The 17,247-nt window shown below is 58.9% G+C and carries 15 protein-coding genes; 7 read left to right on the forward strand and 8 right to left on the reverse strand.

The window, feature by feature from the left end:
- Positions 1-10: 10 nt before the first annotated feature.
- The 3 genes from BLR72_RS00115 to rpsU form a co-directional block, all read right to left on the reverse strand.
- Complete coding sequence (locus BLR72_RS00115) at positions 11-610, reverse strand: NAD(P)H-dependent oxidoreductase (protein WP_091943896.1); 600 nt, start codon at positions 608-610, stop codon at positions 11-13.
- An 8-nt stretch (positions 611-618) separates the two neighbouring features.
- A complete protein-coding gene (locus BLR72_RS00120; protein WP_091943899.1) occupies positions 619-1,476 on the reverse strand; it encodes a tetratricopeptide repeat protein in 858 nt (285 codons plus the stop codon).
- A gap of 132 nt (positions 1,477-1,608) precedes the next feature.
- Complete coding sequence (gene rpsU / locus BLR72_RS00125) at positions 1,609-1,860, reverse strand: 30S ribosomal protein S21 (protein ID WP_027229472.1); 252 nt, start codon at positions 1,858-1,860, stop codon at positions 1,609-1,611.
- Positions 1,861-2,252: 392 nt separating this feature from the next.
- Here rpsU and BLR72_RS00130 point away from each other — a divergent pair, with 392 nt between their 5' ends.
- The 5 genes from BLR72_RS00130 to BLR72_RS00150 all read left to right on the forward strand — a co-directional run bounded on the left by BLR72_RS00130 (position 2,253) and on the right by BLR72_RS00150 (position 8,808).
- Positions 2,253-3,506 (forward strand): sarcosine oxidase subunit beta, encoded by a 1,254-nt coding sequence (locus BLR72_RS00130; protein WP_091943902.1) that lies wholly within the window; start codon positions 2,253-2,255, stop codon positions 3,504-3,506.
- A gap of 24 nt (positions 3,507-3,530) precedes the next feature.
- Entirely contained in the window at positions 3,531-3,899 is a 369-nt protein-coding gene (locus tag BLR72_RS00135; protein ID WP_027229474.1) for a sarcosine oxidase subunit delta, read from the forward strand.
- 3 nt (positions 3,900-3,902) lie between these two features.
- Entirely contained in the window at positions 3,903-6,914 is a 3,012-nt protein-coding gene (locus BLR72_RS00140; protein ID WP_091943905.1) for a sarcosine oxidase subunit alpha, read from the forward strand.
- Complete coding sequence (locus BLR72_RS00145) at positions 6,907-7,461, forward strand: sarcosine oxidase subunit gamma (protein ID WP_091943908.1); 555 nt, start codon at positions 6,907-6,909, stop codon at positions 7,459-7,461. Before BLR72_RS00140 ends, BLR72_RS00145 begins: the two co-directional genes overlap by 8 nt.
- Positions 7,462-7,629: 168 nt before the next feature.
- Positions 7,630-8,808, forward strand: a complete 1,179-nt coding sequence (locus tag BLR72_RS00150; protein WP_091943911.1) for an alpha/beta hydrolase family protein — start codon at positions 7,630-7,632, stop codon at positions 8,806-8,808.
- Positions 8,809-8,824: 16 nt separating this feature from the next.
- Here BLR72_RS00150 and BLR72_RS00155 read toward each other — a convergent pair whose 3' ends face one another.
- Positions 8,825-9,307, reverse strand: a complete 483-nt coding sequence (locus tag BLR72_RS00155) for a MaoC family dehydratase (RefSeq protein ID WP_091943914.1) — start codon at positions 9,305-9,307, stop codon at positions 8,825-8,827.
- Between the two features lie 94 nt (positions 9,308-9,401).
- Entirely contained in the window at positions 9,402-10,061 is a 660-nt protein-coding gene (locus BLR72_RS00160; RefSeq protein WP_091943917.1) for a TetR/AcrR family transcriptional regulator, read from the reverse strand.
- 235 nt (positions 10,062-10,296) lie between these two features.
- Between BLR72_RS00160 and BLR72_RS00165 the strand changes: the two genes are divergently transcribed.
- Positions 10,297-11,235: a homocysteine S-methyltransferase family protein gene (locus BLR72_RS00165; protein ID WP_091943920.1), complete on the forward strand. Its 939-nt coding sequence runs from the start codon at positions 10,297-10,299 to the stop codon at positions 11,233-11,235.
- 5 nt (positions 11,236-11,240) lie between these two features.
- Here the strand turns inward: BLR72_RS00165 and BLR72_RS00170 are convergent, their stop codons facing one another.
- Genes BLR72_RS00170 through BLR72_RS00180 form a run of 3 tightly spaced genes read right to left on the reverse strand, consistent with a single transcriptional unit; the run spans position 11,241 to position 14,825 of the window.
- Positions 11,241-12,089 (reverse strand): peptidoglycan recognition protein family protein, encoded by an 849-nt coding sequence (locus BLR72_RS00170; RefSeq protein ID WP_091943923.1) that lies wholly within the window; start codon positions 12,087-12,089, stop codon positions 11,241-11,243.
- Positions 12,090-12,104: 15 nt separating this feature from the next.
- Positions 12,105-14,408: a DNA/RNA non-specific endonuclease gene (locus tag BLR72_RS00175; RefSeq protein ID WP_091943926.1), complete on the reverse strand. Its 2,304-nt coding sequence runs from the start codon at positions 14,406-14,408 to the stop codon at positions 12,105-12,107.
- A gap of 51 nt (positions 14,409-14,459) precedes the next feature.
- Positions 14,460-14,825 (reverse strand): hypothetical protein, encoded by a 366-nt coding sequence (locus tag BLR72_RS00180; protein ID WP_027229483.1) that lies wholly within the window; start codon positions 14,823-14,825, stop codon positions 14,460-14,462.
- Between the two features lie 685 nt (positions 14,826-15,510).
- On the opposite strand from BLR72_RS00180, the gene BLR72_RS00185 reads away from it, so the two are divergent.
- Positions 15,511-17,235: a hypothetical protein gene (locus tag BLR72_RS00185; protein ID WP_139202479.1), complete on the forward strand. Its 1,725-nt coding sequence runs from the start codon at positions 15,511-15,513 to the stop codon at positions 17,233-17,235.
- Positions 17,236-17,247: the final 12 nt, after the last annotated feature.

Below are 17,247 nucleotides of genomic sequence, written 5' to 3' on the forward strand. Positions count from 1 at the left end.
GGGCTTTTTGTTAGATCAGGCGTTCCAATTTCCGCCCGAGCCGACGCTCAAAGGCCGCCAACCGTTCCGCTGACAATTGTTCGGTGTTGTAGAGCGAGAGCATGGAGAACCGCGCCTGCGGCGCGCATGTACCGATGATGGCGCGCGAAAGTATGCGGCGGACCGGTCGGAACATCACAAACCAGTCGATCCACCAGGGCGAGCCGAGCGTGGTGACGGCAAGGCAAGACTTGAGCCTGGTGAGCCGCGGAATCATACGGCCAAAATCAGGGGCATGGTCATAGGCAACACCCGGCACAAAGAGCCGGTCGATCCAACCCTTGAGAATCGCCGGAAGGCCGAACCACCATGTCGGAAAGACAAGGATCAGAATGTCGGCGCGGACGAGGTCTTCTGCATCGAGGGCCACGGCGCTTCTGTCATAAGCATCCGCGTAATAGGCCTTGCGCTCATTTGCCGTGAGGCGGGGGTCGAAGCCGCGCTCATAGAGATCGGCGAAGGTGATACTGTGACCGGCCGCATCGAGCCTCGCGGTTATGAGCGAAGCAAGGTGCGCGCAAAGGCTGTCTTTCAAAGGGTGAGCAAAAACGACAACGACGCTCTTGCCCATCTATTGCATCAGGACTTGCGCGTGCGCGCCAGACCGTCGACAGCAGGCTTGTACTTGGGGTCAAGCTGAACGGCGCGGGCGTAGGACTTGGCGGCGCGGGCCTTGTCGCCGCGATGCTCGTAGATCAGGGCCTGGTTGGCCCAGCCCTCGGCAATCGTGCCGTCGAGTTTGATCGCCGTATTGAAATCGTCGAAGGCGTTGTCGTCATCGCCGAGCGCCACATAGGAAATGCCACGGCCATTATAAGGCTCCGCAGCATCGGGCTGCAGCGAGATCGCCGTAGAGAAGTCCTCGATGGCCTGCTTATGCTGATTGCGCGCCTGATAGATGAGACCACGATTGTGGTAGGCGCGGGCATCCGTGGTGCTGAGCTGGATCGCCTGGTTGAAATCGTTCATCGCCTGGTCGAGCTGGCCCGCCTGGCGGTAGAGGTTGCCGCGCCCGATATAGGCAGCATCATATTGCGGGTTGATCTGGATCGCCCGGCTGTAGTCGGCAATCGCCTGGGCGGAGTCGCCCATATTGCGATAGACGAGCGCGCGGTTCGAATAGGCCTGGTAGAAGTTCGGGTTCAACTGAAGCGCGACGTTGAAATCCTTGATCGCGTCATTATTCTTGCCGGCGCGACCATAGGCGGAACCGCGGACATTGTATGCCTCGGGATCCTTCGGATTGTTGCGGATGACATCATTCAAAGAACTGATGTTCTCGGTCGATCCTTGTGCCTTGTCGATCCCGGTCATGTCGGTGGTCGAAGTGCTCTGGCATCCGGCAAGGCCGAGCGCAGAGATCGACGCGATCAACAATCCGGCATAGCGTACCGAGGGAAATTTGCCGTAGGCGGCGCGTTCAGATGAATATGTCATTGTCTATGTGTCCCGTACAACTCAGAGCCGTGCAAGCTCTTTTGCTCCGATGGCACCAAACGAAAAAAGGGCGGCGCGGCGTGAAGCCACTCCACCCCGATATCGGGTTAAAAAGCGTCGATAAACGGCTGATCAACGAGCCGCAGCGGCGCGAACCGGCGCCTTGCGTGCCGGCATCGGCAGAAGACCCTCGCGCTGTGCCTGCTTGCGGGCAAGCTTGCGAGCGCGGCTGATAGCTTCCGCCTTCTGGCGAGCGCGCTTGATCGACGGCTTCTCGTAGTGATCATGCATCTTCATTTCGCGGAACATGCCTTCGCGCTGCATCTTCTTCTTGAGAACGCGGAGAGCCTGATCAACATTGTTTTCGCGTACGAGTACCTGCACGTTTTATCCTGTATCTCTTAGATTTCACTGAGCCTGGTCACTAATCCCGGACCGAAGATCATGGGACAACAAACCGGACTTCGCGACGGTCATCCATCGCAAACTGCGGTCGGCATTAGCAGAAACACAAAACGATGTCCATGGCGATTTAGCATGGAATTGCTGATATTCGTTCGCCAAAGCCATGGACCACGGTTTAATTTCGGGCCGACCGGCATCGCGCGCCAATCTCCGTCGCAAAATGGCAAAAGACGCTTGGACAGATACGATAGTGATGCGCTAACACGCCGCGCATGTCGATAAAGTCCATGTCGATTTTGGGACAGGAAACCGGCGAGAAATCTTTGAACAATCGGCGCTCGAAGCCAAGTTGTGCGCAAAGGGATTAGGTAATGCGGAAATATTCGGTATTTGCTCTGGCCCGCGAAGCCATGCGTGCCCATAAAGGCTGGGAACAGCAGTGGACGTCGCCCGAACCGAAGTCGGAATATGACGTCATCATTATCGGCGCCGGTGGCCACGGCCTCGCAACCGCCTACTATCTTGCCAAGGAACACGGCATCACCGATGTGGCCGTGCTTGAAAAGGGCTGGCTTGGCGGTGGCAATACGGGTCGCAATACGACCATTATCCGCTCCAACTATCTCTATGACGAATCCGCCGGTATTTACGAGCATGCGGTAAAGCTCTGGGAAGGGCTGAGCCAGGACCTCAACTACAACGTGATGTACTCGGCACGCGGCGTCATGATGCTCGCGCACAACATCCACGACGTTCAAGTGTTCAAGCGCCACATCCATGCCAACCGACTGAACGGCATCGACAATGAGTGGTTGACGCCGGAGCAGGTCAAGGAATTCTGCCCACCGATCAACCTCTCTGCCGACGCGCGCTATCCTATCATCGGTGCAGCATTGCAGCGCCGCGGCGGGACCGCACGGCACGATGCCGTGGCCTGGGGCTATGCGCGGGCGGCTGCAGACCGCGGCGTTCACATCATCCAGAATTGCGAAGTCACCGGTGTTCGCCGCGCCGCCAACGGCGCCGTGGTCGGTGTCGACACCAATCGTGGCCCCATCAACGCCAAGAAGGTCGGCGTCGTCGCCGCCGGACATACGTCGGTACTCATGAACATGGCGGGCGTCCGCATGCCGCTCGAGAGCTACCCGTTGCAGGCGCTGGTCTCGGAACCGGTCAAGCCGTTGATTCCCTGTGTGATCATGTCGAACACCGTGCACGCCTATATTTCGCAGTCGGACAAAGGCGAAATGGTGATCGGCGCCGGCACCGACCAGTATACATCCTACTCGCAAACGGGCGGACTTCACATCATCAACCATACACTCGATGCGATCTGCGAGATGTTCCCGGTCCTGACACGCCTCAAGATGCTGCGCTCGTGGGGCGGCATCGTCGATGTAACCCCCGACCGCTCGCCCATCCTGGCCAAGACCCCGGTTCCAGGTCTTTACGTCAACTGCGGCTGGGGCACGGGCGGTTTCAAGGCAACGCCGGGTTCGGGCAACGTGTTTGCCCACACGATCGCCCGCGACGAGCCGCACCGTATCAACGCTCCGTTCACAATCGAGCGCTTTACCAGTGGCCGGCTTATCGACGAGGCAGCCGCCGCTGCCGTGGCGCACTGACTTTTTTAGAAACGAGACGAAGACATGCTTCTCATCAAATGCCCCTATTGTGAAGAAGAGCGCCCGGAACTGGAATTCCGCAATGCCGGCGAAGCGCATCTGGTCCGTGCAAACCCCATCGTTGACCAGTCGGACGATGATTTCGCCGCCTTCCTGTACTTCCGCCAAAATCCGAAGGGACTTCAGTTCGAGCGCTGGCGGCACATTCATGGCTGCGGACGGTTCTTCAATGCCGTGCGCGATTCCGTTTCCGACAAGTTCCTGACCGTCTACAAGGCCGGCGAACCGAAGCCGAATGTCGAGCAACTTGTGACACGAGGGACGACGCCGGCAGAAGCGGTCGTCGAATCTCCCGCGCCGCGCACGCCGCGCACCAAGAAAGCGGAGGCCTGAGCCATGACCAACCAGGTTCATTCCGGCAGCAACCGTATTTCCGGCGCAGGTCGGCTTACACCCGCAAAGACAGTCCGTTTCACATTTGACGGCCAGAGCCTTACCGGCCTCGAAGGCGACACGCTTGCATCGGCGCTCCTCGCCAACGGCATCCATCTGGTCGGACGCTCGTTCAAATATCACCGTCCGCGCGGCATCCTGTCGGCAGGCAGCGAAGAGCCGAATGCGCTGGTCGATATCGAGCGTGACAAGTCACGAAAGCAGCCCAACGTCCGCGCAACGGTTCAGGAAATCTATGACGGCCTGAAGGTGAAGTCGCAAAATCGCTGGCCGTCGCTGACCTTCGACGTCGGCGCGATCAACGATGTTTTCTCGCCGATGCTGCCGGCAGGCTTTTACTACAAGACGTTCATGTGGCCAAAATTCGCATGGAAGACGATCTACGAGCCGAAGATTCGCGCAGCCGCCGGCCTCGGCGTGGTTCCTGGCGAACCGGATACCGACCGCTATTCCAACCGCTTTGCCCATTGCGACGTGCTTGTCGTCGGTGCCGGTGCCGCAGGCCTTGCCGCTGCGTTGAGCGCCGCAGCCACAGGTGCAACCGTCATCCTTTGCGATGAACAGCCGGAAGCCGGTGGCGCGCTGCGCTATGAAAGCGATGTCACCATCGACGGCGTGCCCGGTTACGAATGGGCGACGGCGACCATCGCCAGGCTGCGCGCCATGGACAATGTCACCGTACTGACCCGCACGACGGCCTTCGGCTACTATGCGCAGAACTTCGTCGGTCTCGCGGAGCGGATCAGCGATCATCTCAGCACTCCGGCAGCGGAAATGCCGCGCGAACGCCTCTGGCAGATTCGCGCCAAGAAGGTCGTGCTGGCGACGGGCGCGATCGAACGGCACATGGTTTTTGCGAATAATGACCGCCCGGGTGTCATGCTGGCTTCGGCTGCGCGCATGTTCCTCAATCATTACGGTGTTGCGATCGGCCGCAAGGTTGGCGTCTACACGGCCAACGACTCGGCCTATGCGGCCGCGATCGACCTGAAGCGAGCCGGGATCGACGTTCCGATCATCGTCGATACGCGCGACAACCCGAAATCGGCCATCGTCGAGGAAGCGCGGTCGCTGGGTATCGAGGTACTGCCGGGACATGCGGTCTTCAGCGCCGGCGGCAAGCGTCGTGTTTCATCGATGCTGATCAAACCCAACAGGGGCGGCAGCGAGCGCAAGGTCGCCGTCGATGCCCTCATCGTCTCCGCAGGCTGGACGCCCTCGGTTCACCTCTTCTCGCAGTCGCGCGGCAAGGTGGCGTGGGACGCGGCGAACGAGAGGTTCCTTCCCGGCACCTACGCGCAGGACTGCCTGTCGGTCGGTGCCTGCAACGGCACGGACGGCTTGCAGGACGTGATCAATGAGGCCATCGCCGCCGGCGGATCGTCGGCCGAGCAGGCGGGCTTTGCCGGCAAGGGTACGCCGGTATCATTGACCGCCACCGGCAGTGCCAGCTGGATCGGCGGGATGATCGGCTCGGCTGCCGGCGCCGGCCCAGACACGACGGTCAAGGCTTTCGTCGATTTTCAGAACGATGTCACGGCCAAGGATGTCCGGCTCGCCGTGCGCGAAGGCATGCACTCGATTGAACACGTCAAGCGCTTCACGACGAACGGCATGGCGACCGACCAGGGCAAGACATCGAACCTCCACGGCCTTGCCATCGCTGCCGAGGCTCTGAACAAGCCGATTCCGGCGGTGGGCCTCACAACGTTCCGCGCCCCCTTCACGCCGGTGACGTTCGGCACCATCGTCAATCATGCCCGGCACGATCTTTTCGATCCGACACGGCGCACGCCGATGCATGCCTGGCATGCGGCGCAGGGCGCTGCCTTCGAGGATGTCGGCCAGTGGAAGCGTGCCTGGTATTATCCGCAGGCCGGCGAGGATATGCATGCCGCGGTCAACCGCGAATGCGTTGCCGTTCGCACCGAGGCCGGCATTTTCGATGCTTCGACACTAGGAAAGATCGAGGTTGTTGGCCCAGATGCGGCGAAGTTCCTGGAACTCCTTTACACCAATCCATGGGAAAAGCTTGGCGTCGGGCGCCTGCGCTACGGCATCATGCTGCGTGAAGACGGGTTCATCTACGATGACGGTGTTGTCGGCCGCCTCGCCGAGGACCGCTTCCACGTCACGACGACGACCGGCGGTGCGCCCCGCGTCATGAACCATATGGAAGACTACCTGCAGACCGAGTTCCCGCACCTTGATGTGTGGCTTACCTCGACCACCGAGCAATGGGCGGTTATTGCCGTGCAGGGGCCAAGATCGCGCGAGATCATCGCGCCGCTGGTCGAAGGGATCGACATGTCCAATGAAGCCATGCCGCATATGAGCGTGCGCGAAGGCAAGATTTGCGGCGTGCCGACGCGGTTGTTCCGCATGTCGTTCACCGGCGAGACAGGCTACGAAATCAACGTTCCGGCCGATTACGGGCAGGCGGTCTGGGAAGCGATCTATGAACGCGGCAAGCCGCTTGGCCTGACGCCCTATGGCACCGAGGCGATGCATATCCTGCGCGCCGAGAAGGGCTATATTATCGTTGGTCAGGATACGGACGGCACGGTGACGCCGCAGGATGCAGGGCTGACCTGGGCTATCGGCAAGAACAAGACCGACTATGTCGGCATTCGCGGGCTCTTGCGCCGCGATCTCGTCACTCCGGGACGCAAGCAGCTCGTCGGTCTCAAGACCGTTGATCCGAAGGTGGTGCTGGAGGAAGGTGCGCAGATCGTTGCCAATCCGAACCAGCCTGTGCCGATGACAATGATTGGCCATGTGACTTCATCCTACTGGTCGGAAAATTGCGGCCGCTCCATTGCCCTCGCGCTGGTTATCGATGGCACGAAGCGGCTCGGCGAGACGCTCTATGTGCCGATGCCGAATGGAGTGATCGAAGTGGAAGTCACCGGAACTGTATTCTTCGATGAAAAGGGAGAGCGTTTGAATGGTTGAGACGATCCAGGCAACACGCTTGCATCCGTTGCAGTCGGGTCGCACCGGTCCGGCCGCGGTCTCGGTGACGCTGGCTGATAATGCGACACGTATCTCGCTGCGGGCCCGCCCGGACGCTGTCGCTGCCCTTTCGAAAGTACTCGGTCTGGCGCTGCCGACAAAACCGAAATCGACTGCCGTGAATGGGAGCCGCGCCGCCTTGTGGCTAGGCCCCGACGAGTGGCTGATCATCGACGACGGCGAAAGCAACCTCGTTGCGGACCTCGCCAAGGCCAAGGTACTGCATTCGGCAGTCGACGTTTCCCATCGCAATGTCGGGATCATCGTTTCGGGCAAAGGGGCGGAAGGCGTCGTCAATGGCGGCTGTCCCCAGGACCTTTCGCAACGCGCATTCCCGGTGGGGGCCGCCTCCCGCACGGTTCTCGGCAAGATCGAGGTCGTCCTCTGGCGCACGGCGGAAAACACATTCCGCGTCGAATGCTGGCGCTCGTTCTCGCCCTATGCTTTCGCTTTCCTGCAGGAATCGGCGCGCGACATCTGGGTCTGATCGACGGCTGATTTTTGGACTGCATGAAGTTCCGGTTGTGCAGTCCGGCCATTTTCATGTAAACGGCGCGATCATGCGGGCGGAGCCATCCACTTTGGATCGCTGCCGCGTTTGCAGCGATTGTGATGACTGCCGATTTCGCGTGGTCTCTTTGCCGAGAGAAGTGAAATGGCCGTCAAAAAGCGTCTCGTCATCAATTTCACCGGTTATGAGGGCCTGCACCCTGATGCGGTGCGCGGGCGTTATCTCAATAGCGCGTCGGATTTCAACAAGCTGTGGGGCGCAAGAACTGTTGCCGGTGCGATGGTTGCCGAAGGCGACGACATCGCGTCCATGGATATCACGACGCGCGGCAGCGACTGGAAAACCGAAACGAAATTCTGCCAGTACGGTTCGGCCGATATCTTCGACGCCTATACAGCGCGCAACGTCGTGACGCGCTTCGCAACCGGTCTCATGGCGTTCCTCGACATTTTGTTGACCGGCACCTTCTGGCGATATCTGCGCACCAGCTGGCGCTTCTGCATCTTCTTTCTCTGGCCGTTCGCCTATGCCTGCTTCGTGACGCTTGCCGCGCTGGCGGTTGGGCTCTTTCCCGTGCTCGCCGAGGGCAGCAAGCTTCACCTTCTATGGACGGTGCCGCTCGCGCTCGTCATTGGCTGTGTGGTCATCCGTTGGCCCGGGGAGAAAGTGTTCTTCTCGTACTTGCTTGACGATTGGGCTGCAGCTTCCGACCGCATTTACGGCCGCAATCCCGCTCTCAACCAACGCCGCAAGGCTTTTGCAGCCAATCTTGCCGAGAAGCTTCGAGCGACCGACGCTGACGAGGTCGTCATTATCGCCCATAGTCTGGGTACGGTGCCCGCGGTCGAGGCCATCGCTGACGTATGGCGTATCGATCCGGAATTGCTCAGGCGCAAGCCGGTGTCACTGGTCGCTGCGGGTTCCTGCCTGCTGATGATTGCACTGCACCCGCGCGCCAATGGTTTGCGTGAAGATGTGCGCGTGGTCATGCAAGAGACACCGGTCCTGTGGGCGGAGTTCCAGACGGTCACCGACATCGTGCATTTCTACAAATCCGATCCGGCAGTGGCTCTTGGGATAAAGCCACGTCAGGCTCCGGTCATCGAGCGTATTCGTTTCAAGCGCATCCACAGCGCGAAGCGTTACGCCCGTGCCAGGAAAAACTTCTTCAAGATGCACCTGTTGTTCCTCAAAGGCGCACAGATTCGCAACCCCTACGACATGGGCATGTTCGTGCAGGGGCCGTTTCCATTCAAGGAACTGGTGACGAAATACAAGGGGATTGCGGCGCCGCTCGATCTGGAAGGCAAGCTCGCCGCTTGAGGCAAGCGCTCGCCGTTCAATCCATTTCAGGCGGATTTTCGAGGACCGCGATTGTCAGCCAATTGGCAACCAGCGCAGGCTTGAGCGAGTTCTCGATTTCCAGGGTCACTTCGTAATTGTTTAGCACGCGGCCGGAAGGCCGGATATCGGCATCCGCCAGCTTGAAGCGGGCGCGAACCCGCTTGCCGGACTTTACGGGCGCCATGAACCGAACCTTGTCGAAACCGTAATTGATGCCCATGGTCGCGCCCTCAAGCATCGGCAAGGCTTCATAGGCGAGCGTCGAGAGCAGCGAAATCGTCAGGAAACCGTGGGCGATCGTCCCGCCGAAGGGCGTTTCCTTCTCTGCGCGCTCCGGATCGGTATGGATGAACTGGTGGTCATCGGTGGCATCTGCGAACTGGTTGATCATTTCCTGGCTGACCACCCGCCACTCCGAGCAGCCGAGCTCGGTGCCAACCGCTTCCTTCAACTGCTTGAGTGAAATCGCTTCCTTCATAACTTCGCGCTTTCCGAACGTCTTGTGATCTATTCAAGGCTGTTCGATAGCGGGTTATGGCGTGAATGTCATCCCGTCATAAAGGAGCGCCATCTCATGCGGCCTGTATGCTGTCCGGAACGGATGGTTTTTCGAGCTGGGCGGTTGCCGGTGAAAACAACAGTTTGACGAAGCTGCGAAATGCCAACACCTGACGTTCGATACGCTTCGGATCGTTGAGCGCCTTCGACATGATGATCGCGCCGTCGACAATGCATGAGAGCATGTCGGCCACATCGCCGAGATCGATCGCATCGCGTGGACGGTGAACAGTGGCAATGTCATCGAGTATCGCCCGGAACCGCATGTGCCATTCCTTCACCGATTGGGCGATTAAATTGCGCACATTGCGATCGAAGAGCCTTTCCTGATAGCAGATGCTGGCAATGAGGCAGCCGGGATGGCCGCTCGGAAGGTCGGACATGGTTTCTGCAAGAAGCTTGAGGCTGATGAGGAAGGCTTGAAGCGGATCGTCTGACAATTGATGGCCGCGTTCGAAAATCTCGTCGAAAACGCGATTGTTCTCATCAACGTAGCGCCGAACCATCTTGTGCGCGAGTTCGTTCTTGTCCTTGAAGTGATAGAAGAAGCCGCTCTTGGTGATACCGGCCTCGACAATGATCTCTTCGATCGACGTTGCGCCGAACCCCTTGGCGAGGACCGAAGCTTCTGCGATTTCGATGATCCGTTCGCGGGTTTCCGCGCCCTTGCCCATGGCCTTCCCCAGAACTACTGTACCGTCGATACAGTTTTGCGATTGGTGAGCATAGCATGGAAAGGGCGATCCGGGCCATTGCGGCAGCTAAGTCTATGATACGACAACAGGTTTGTCAGACGATCCGCCGCCGCACCGCAAGCTTTCTAGATCGTGAAGCCCAAAGAGCGCAAAAAGGACCATGCCGACAAGGGTCAAGTGACCGGGGAGTGCGGCAGTAACCTTGGAGACGATCATGGCAAAATATCGCCACAATCTGCCGCAGCTTTCCGGCAACTTTTTCCTCAGCGATGGGGGGATGGAAACGACACTCATATTCCTTGAGGGCATTGAGCTGCCGGAATTTGCCGCATTCGTGTTGATGTCGACCGACGAGGGACGGCAGCATCTCAAAGACTACTATGTTCGCTATCTTGAAGTGGCGAAAGAGAACGCTACCGGCTTCATCCTCGACACGCCGACGTGGCGCGCAAACGCGGACTGGGGCGCCAAGCTCGGCTACGGCCGCTCCGAACTGGACGCCGTCAACCGCCGTTCGGTGGATCTGCTTGTCGAACTTCGCCAGGAGTATGAAACGGCTGCAACGCCCTGCGTCATCAGCGGCGCAATCGGTCCGCGCGGCGACGGCTACAAGGCCGGCAATATGAATGCCGATGAGGCCGAAGCCTATCATGCCGCGCAGATCGCAACCTTTGCCGATACCGAAGCCGATCTGGTCGCCGCCTACACGCTCACCAACTACAACGAAGCGATTGGCATCGCGCGCGCCGCCCGCGCCAGTGAAATGCCTTGTGTGATATCATTCACGGTGGAAACCGATGGCAAGCTGGTGACGGGTTTGTCTCTGCGGGAAGCGATCGAACGGGTCGACGAGGCGACGGGGGGGTCGCCGCAATATTACATGATCAATTGTGCGCATCCCACGCACTTTGCGCAGGTCCTGGAACAGGGCGAAGCGTGGACGCGCCGCATTGGCGGCCTGAGAGCCAATGCCTCGACCAAAAGTCACGCTGAACTCGACGACTCGACCACGCTCGATGCGGGCGATCCACTCGATCTCGGACGCCGATATCAAGCACTGACACGCGCGTTTCCGCGGATGCGCGTCCTCGGCGGATGCTGCGGAACCGATCATCGCCACGTCGCCGCCATTTGCGAAGCCTGCGCCGCCTAGCGTGCTCAGTCGATCTTCCGCGGCGCCTTGTCCCTTACAGGCGTCCGCGGGGCCTTCTTCGTTCCGGCTGCTGCCCTTGCGACCTTGACTGTGCCCACGGGGCTCTCGTCGAACTTGACGGTCTTCTTAGGCCGCGAAGGCGCCTTTGCAGCCGGCTTGGCCCGGGCACGTGCCGGTCGCCTTACTGGCATTTCAGTATGCGTGCCTTGCGGATCGGCATGGTCCGGCATATGCGAATGGTCGCTTTCAAGCCCGGGATCGGAAAACGGGATGGTTTCCAGCCCCTCCACGATCTCCGGTCCCTCAGTATCTTCCAGCATCAGGTAATCGACTTCCGGCTTGGTGTAGGCCGGGTCCCAGTGGGTATTTTCGGGCACATTGCTGTGGCCGTAATGGCCGCCCTTTGTATCCCAGATACTGGCGTTGCGGTTATGGCCGCCCGGATCCTGACCGTTGACCGCAGGCTTGGGCAAGCCATTGGGCCAGACTTTCGGAATGGAATGGGTAGCTTCGAGCCAGCGGCAAAGCCGTCGAACATTATCGAGGGTGGCGCGAACCTTTGGCCGGTGGGCGAACCCTACGACTTCGATCTGGATGGCTGAATCGCGGTTCGTCTGGACGCCGTCAGAGAGGTTCTTGAGCGCCCGTGACGCAGTGTCCGTATCGATGTGCTGGTAAATTGTGGTGGCATCGACCGTGAAATGCGGATCGGACCTGTTCGCCTTGAACGCGGCGAATGCGCCGGCCGCGGAACTTCCTTCGGTCGTGTGATGAACGATCTTGAACGGGCCCCCGGTGTAGGTTCCAGACGAACCGCTGATCGGCTTCCAGGTCGCAAAAGGACAACGTGGCATCGATTGTACCCTCCCTTATTTTTGCGTTCGAGCGGGTTGAGCCGTTCCGCCCGCCGCCATTTTTTTCCGGCGAGTGCCTGCGTGCAGCCCGACTTCGGTTCCGCGAACCGTCTCGTACTGATCGGCCTTGCGCACCTGTTCGTCGAAGCGGACACCGGCCAGGCGTTCGATGTCGGCAATCGGATACATTGCCGGCACGAATTCGGCCGGCACGGCGAATTCGAAATCGATGTCGGCAAGGTCCTGCTCAAGCATGAATCCATAGGCGGCGATGCCATCGGCCACGCGGCTGGTGATCACCTTCCAGTAGCGGGACGGGATCTTGGCACGCAGCACAGTTCGCCCGTCGCCGACACCGGTGAAGACTTCGTCTGTAGGGTCGAGCACCGGTCCAGCGAAAACGCAGAGCCGCTCGTTGGCTGCCTCGGCGAGCACGCAGTTTTCAAGATCGCCCCAATTTTCGTGGCCGCTGGCGGCCCGGTTGAACCCCGCGACCTGCGGCGAGCAATTGGTAACGTGATAGGTATCGCCATTCGCCCGACGCAGTTGATCGTAGGTCGCGCCCCAGGCAACGTCGTCGCGGCGCACGATATGGCCCTTGTCGAAAGCTTTGCGATCCCTGGTGAAAAACACATCCGGAATCTGCAGGGCTTCATCGAGGCGCGGGTCGGTAAACCATTGTTCCTGGTCGCTCTCGCCGAGGCCGGAAAGGCCGCGCCGCGTATAGTCGCGACCGGGTTCAGGCCGTTTGAGGTCAGGCGCTTTGGTGACGTTGGACGCTGTGATCAGAGCGAGGCGGCGCTGCGCATGCATCTTGATCGAGAAGTTCTCATAGTGAAGCGTGTCCGATCCCGTGAGCGTCCTGGCGAGCACGCTCGCATCCGCTGCCTGCGGCATGGCCACCTCGACCGGCGCGAGGAGCGCCTCTTGGCTTGGGTCATTGAGAAAATATGCGTCATAGCCCTTGCGCGTGCTGAAATCCGTATCGCGGAACGGAGCCCGCGCGGACTCAGTCATGCCAGCGTCGTCGGCGCTCACACTTTCGCTTGCCACGACCACGGCCTTCTGATCGTCGAGGTCGACTGAAATGGTAATGCGAAGCGGCAGGACGATGCGTCCCACCTCGCGTTCTTGCTTGATCGCGATCGACGATGCGGCGTTGGCGTTGGCACCGGAAGCGGTATCCCCGGTGCCGGAAATCGTCGGGTCTGCGCCATTCGCAACAAGTTCGGCACCATCGGCCCGTTGCCACCAATCGCCCCAATCATTGGCACCGCCGCCCGGCGTTCCGGCAAATTGCACGCCAGCCGCGATTACGCGGCTGTCGCGCGACAGTTCATAGGCCGGCACGGCATAATTCTGCTTCTGGTAAAGGCCCCCGAAGTGCAGGCCCATGACCTCGCCGCTATCAAGGTCGAGAATTGCCGAGCCCGAGTTTCCGCCCAGCGTCGAGCAATCATGTGTCGCAGCGGGTACCATCTTGCCGAAGCTTGATGTCGTTATGCCGCCCTGGAGTTCGCCCGGTTGCAACCGCTTGACGCCGTAGCGTCCCGCCATGACATCGTTCTGGACATCGGAGGGGTTGCGAGGATCGAAGGCAGGATAGCCGATGGCGAAAATATCGTGGCCCGTAAGGTCGCGCGCATCCGATAGCGAAAGCTTCAACGGCTTGGCGGTGGCGGGAAGGCCGTGCACGGCAACAATCGCCATGTCCCAATAGGGATGGATCATGACCACGCGAACGACGTCGAGCATCGGGCCGGTCGGCCGTCCCTGTTCGCGCTTGAAATCAATGGCCGCCCGTGCGCCGTCGATAAAGGCGAGCCTGCGGTCGCCAAGCCCTTTCGAGAAAATCTCGGCGACATGCCTGTTGGTCATGAGCAGGCCGTCGCCGACGACAAAGCCGGTGCCACCATAGGGATACTTGTTGTTGCCCGGCAATTCGATGCGGCCGATCGACGGAATGACCCCTTCTATCCTGGTGCGGATGGCAGCATCATCCGACAGGCGTCGCCAGAGTGGATGCGTGACGGTAAAGGTATTGTCGACAATGTCGATCGCCGGGCGCAAGTCCGGCAGGATGATCGCTTCAAGGCCGTAAAGCTCACCCTCGGAGGGATCGCGGCCAAGCTCGATCGCTTCGAGGCCGGATTTGGCGAGCCTCGTCTCATCCGTATCGCCGGGCATGCTTTCGAGACCGGAATCGCCTCCAGCCTTGGTCCGCTCCTCCAGCATGTTTCTGATGGGCTCGATACCGCCATGTTTCCTGGTGATGAGCGTCAGATAATCCTTCAGCCTGTCAGCGTCCGTATTCCCCATTTTCCCCACCTGTCCGCCCTCGGGCGCAACTCATTGCGAAAGCTCCATTCGTCAAAACCAGGAGCGCAGGAACTGCCTTTCCGCTGGTCCCTCGTCCACTCCGGGCAGTTCGCGCCCCTCATTTGCGGGAGCGGGCGCTCCGCCGCCCTGGAGCGCAGCGCCGGCGCCGCTCGTGCCAGCCGCGGCGAGATAGACGACAAAGGCGTTGAGGACCGCAAGGAAGAGGTCGGCTCCGGCGGTGCTGCCGGCAAAGAAGGCCGTTGCGAGGCAGATCACCAACGACACTGCGAGCCCCAGCCATCGCGGTTGCCAGCCAAGGGAACGCCAAAGGCCGTTGGTCACTGCGGTCGTTGCAAGCGTCATGCCGCCAATGGTGCCGAGTGCCGTCAGATCGAGCAGTTGAGGGGTCGCAGGCATCCTATCCTCCGCAAAATGGAACATGGTCCAAGACCCGCCAACGCCTGGCTTCGTAAAACGGGCGCAACTCCAGTCTGCCGTCCGCGTCAATTCCCGATATCGCCGTCAGGTCGCGTTCCTCGGGTTGCCGCCATGCACTGCTATTCAATAGGCAAAGTAATCCGACCCGGAATCTTCAGCATTGGTGCAAGACCAATAAGCCTAATAAACTCCAGTATTATCAACTATAAGTTGTCGCAAATGCTTTAGTAACTTGTAATATTCAAGCGAATATTTGACGATCTTGACACAAAATTGCGCCTGATCAAGCGAAATCTGCTGAAGCCTGCCCCATTTGCTCCAAAGGAATTAGTTGGTTCAAGAAGAGGTGATTGCGGCAATCCACACCGTCGAAAGCGCCGTTCAGTATTCGAGAGCGTTCTGGCTGTATGACATAATGATAGATCAGGGATTGTAACGCCGCTATATCCGAACCACGCTACGTAAAGTAAGAACGCCTGCGGGGCTATTCAGTGTTTTCTGCAATGAAATCGAGTACTTAGTTGTAGAAGTCGGGCGATGAACAAGTTATGGTCGAACATGTTAATACCAAGTGATTAAAGATTCTCCAGTCTATCCGAGTGAACTTTAAGTAATTTATGCTATATTGACCAATCAGAGTTCTCGTGTCTCGGGGGACGCTTGCGTGAGTGACTTGAGTGGCAGTGAAATCAAATTGCTTCGATATTTGATTGGTCAGGCGTTTCCCAACCTGAACCTCTTCTCTATCTTTCTATCCGATCAGGAATTTTTGCCGCTTCCCGCAACGGTGGTCAATCCGGACCTCGGCTATGAGGAGGCGCTGCAGGATTACATTGTCGATACGATTATTCCCGAAGCACTGATGGACAAGTTCCTGCGCATTCTGACGACAAAGAAGCGAATCCGCGCGCAGATCCAGTCGCTTATGGACCCAGTCGATATCGACAGCAACATGTGGTTCCGGACCTACATGCAAGGGGAAGTCGCTTTCAAGTATTGCGATGACGAAGGCGTCTTCGATTACTTTGCACAATACCATCCATTTACTGCTGAACTGTGGGCGAAAGTTACTGAACTCAAAGCAGAGCAGATCAGCCAGTCCAAGTATTTCCTCGCTATTGTAACGCCGGTCGATCTCGAAAATCTCGAAGCGACGGATGGTACTGTATTCGACCATGCGTTCAACGATTGGCTCAAATCCCGTTCGGGTCCTCCCGAGGCGCGCAAACGTTTCATGCTCATCTATGAGAAGGAGGAGATGGGCAACTGGTGGAACAAATGGAAGGACCGCTATCGCGCCAAGTATCCTGCCATCGATGACGAGCCAATATTCTTGCGGGAGCTCAAGAATGATCCAAAAGATCGGGCTAGCGTCCGCGCTGAGCTTCAGGCTTTTCTCAATCTGCCGGACGAGCCGCTGTCACCCAAATTGTCCAATGTCTTGTTGCTTGGGACGCCGTCGACCGCTGACACCGATCCGGGTACGCAGGCCGGCGACGTTGCGCTTTTTCAATATCTGCGCCGATTCAACGCTGACCGTGTACAGTACTGGGAGGATGGCTGGGGCGATACAATGCGGATGACCGTGCCGCAGCGTGACGAGTTCTTCCGATATCCGCCGATTTTTACACGCTCCGCATCGGAGCGAAACACCACTGTCGGCGGGCTCAAGGACAAGATGATCCCGCTGCTCATGGACGCCCTCGGGTATTCCAACGACGATGTGGTGGGCATTTGGCGCGATAGCGTGAGCAAGTTCCAGCGCGTCTACTGGCGCTCGGCAGGCGAGTGGTGGGACAGCACGGAGATCAATCCGAAAACAGAGAACGCCTGGAAAGGTTCGGTCGAAGAAATCGGGGCAAAGCTTGCCAAACTTGCCGGCTTCGGCGACCTTTGCGAGAGCAAGCTGCGTACGCGTTTCGAAAATCTTCCCGACAGCGATCCAAACCGCCAGCTTCTTTCGACCAACCTGCAAAAGCTCGGCCAGACCGTGGTCAAGCCTGGCGAATATGAAACAGTCGCCGTATCGCTCGATAGCCTCGAGGAGAGTGTGAGCCGTTTTAATCGGGCGCAGCTGAATATCGTCGCCGCCCATGATCAGAGAACCAGGCCCGGCGATAAGCAGCATACGATCAATCATTTCGAGGATTGGGATACGCGGATCGACCGACTGGTCGGACAATATTTTCCGGATCGCGAGCCGAAGATTTTCCGTATCGCCGTGCTGTTTCAGAATTTCGATAAGTTCGATGGTCTCAAATTTGACGAAGGCCTTTCTGTGCGGCGCTGGAACCTGCTCAAGGTCAGACGCGACAACAACAAGATCGATTTCAACAGCAGCGATATGAACCATCTGATCGATGCGGCCAAAGACATGATGCACCACTAGGGAGGCGGTACG

Origin of the sequence: Phyllobacterium sp. YR620 (assembly GCF_900104165.1) — a bacterium.
GTDB classification, from domain to species: domain Bacteria; phylum Pseudomonadota; class Alphaproteobacteria; order Rhizobiales; family Rhizobiaceae; genus Phyllobacterium; species Phyllobacterium pellucidum.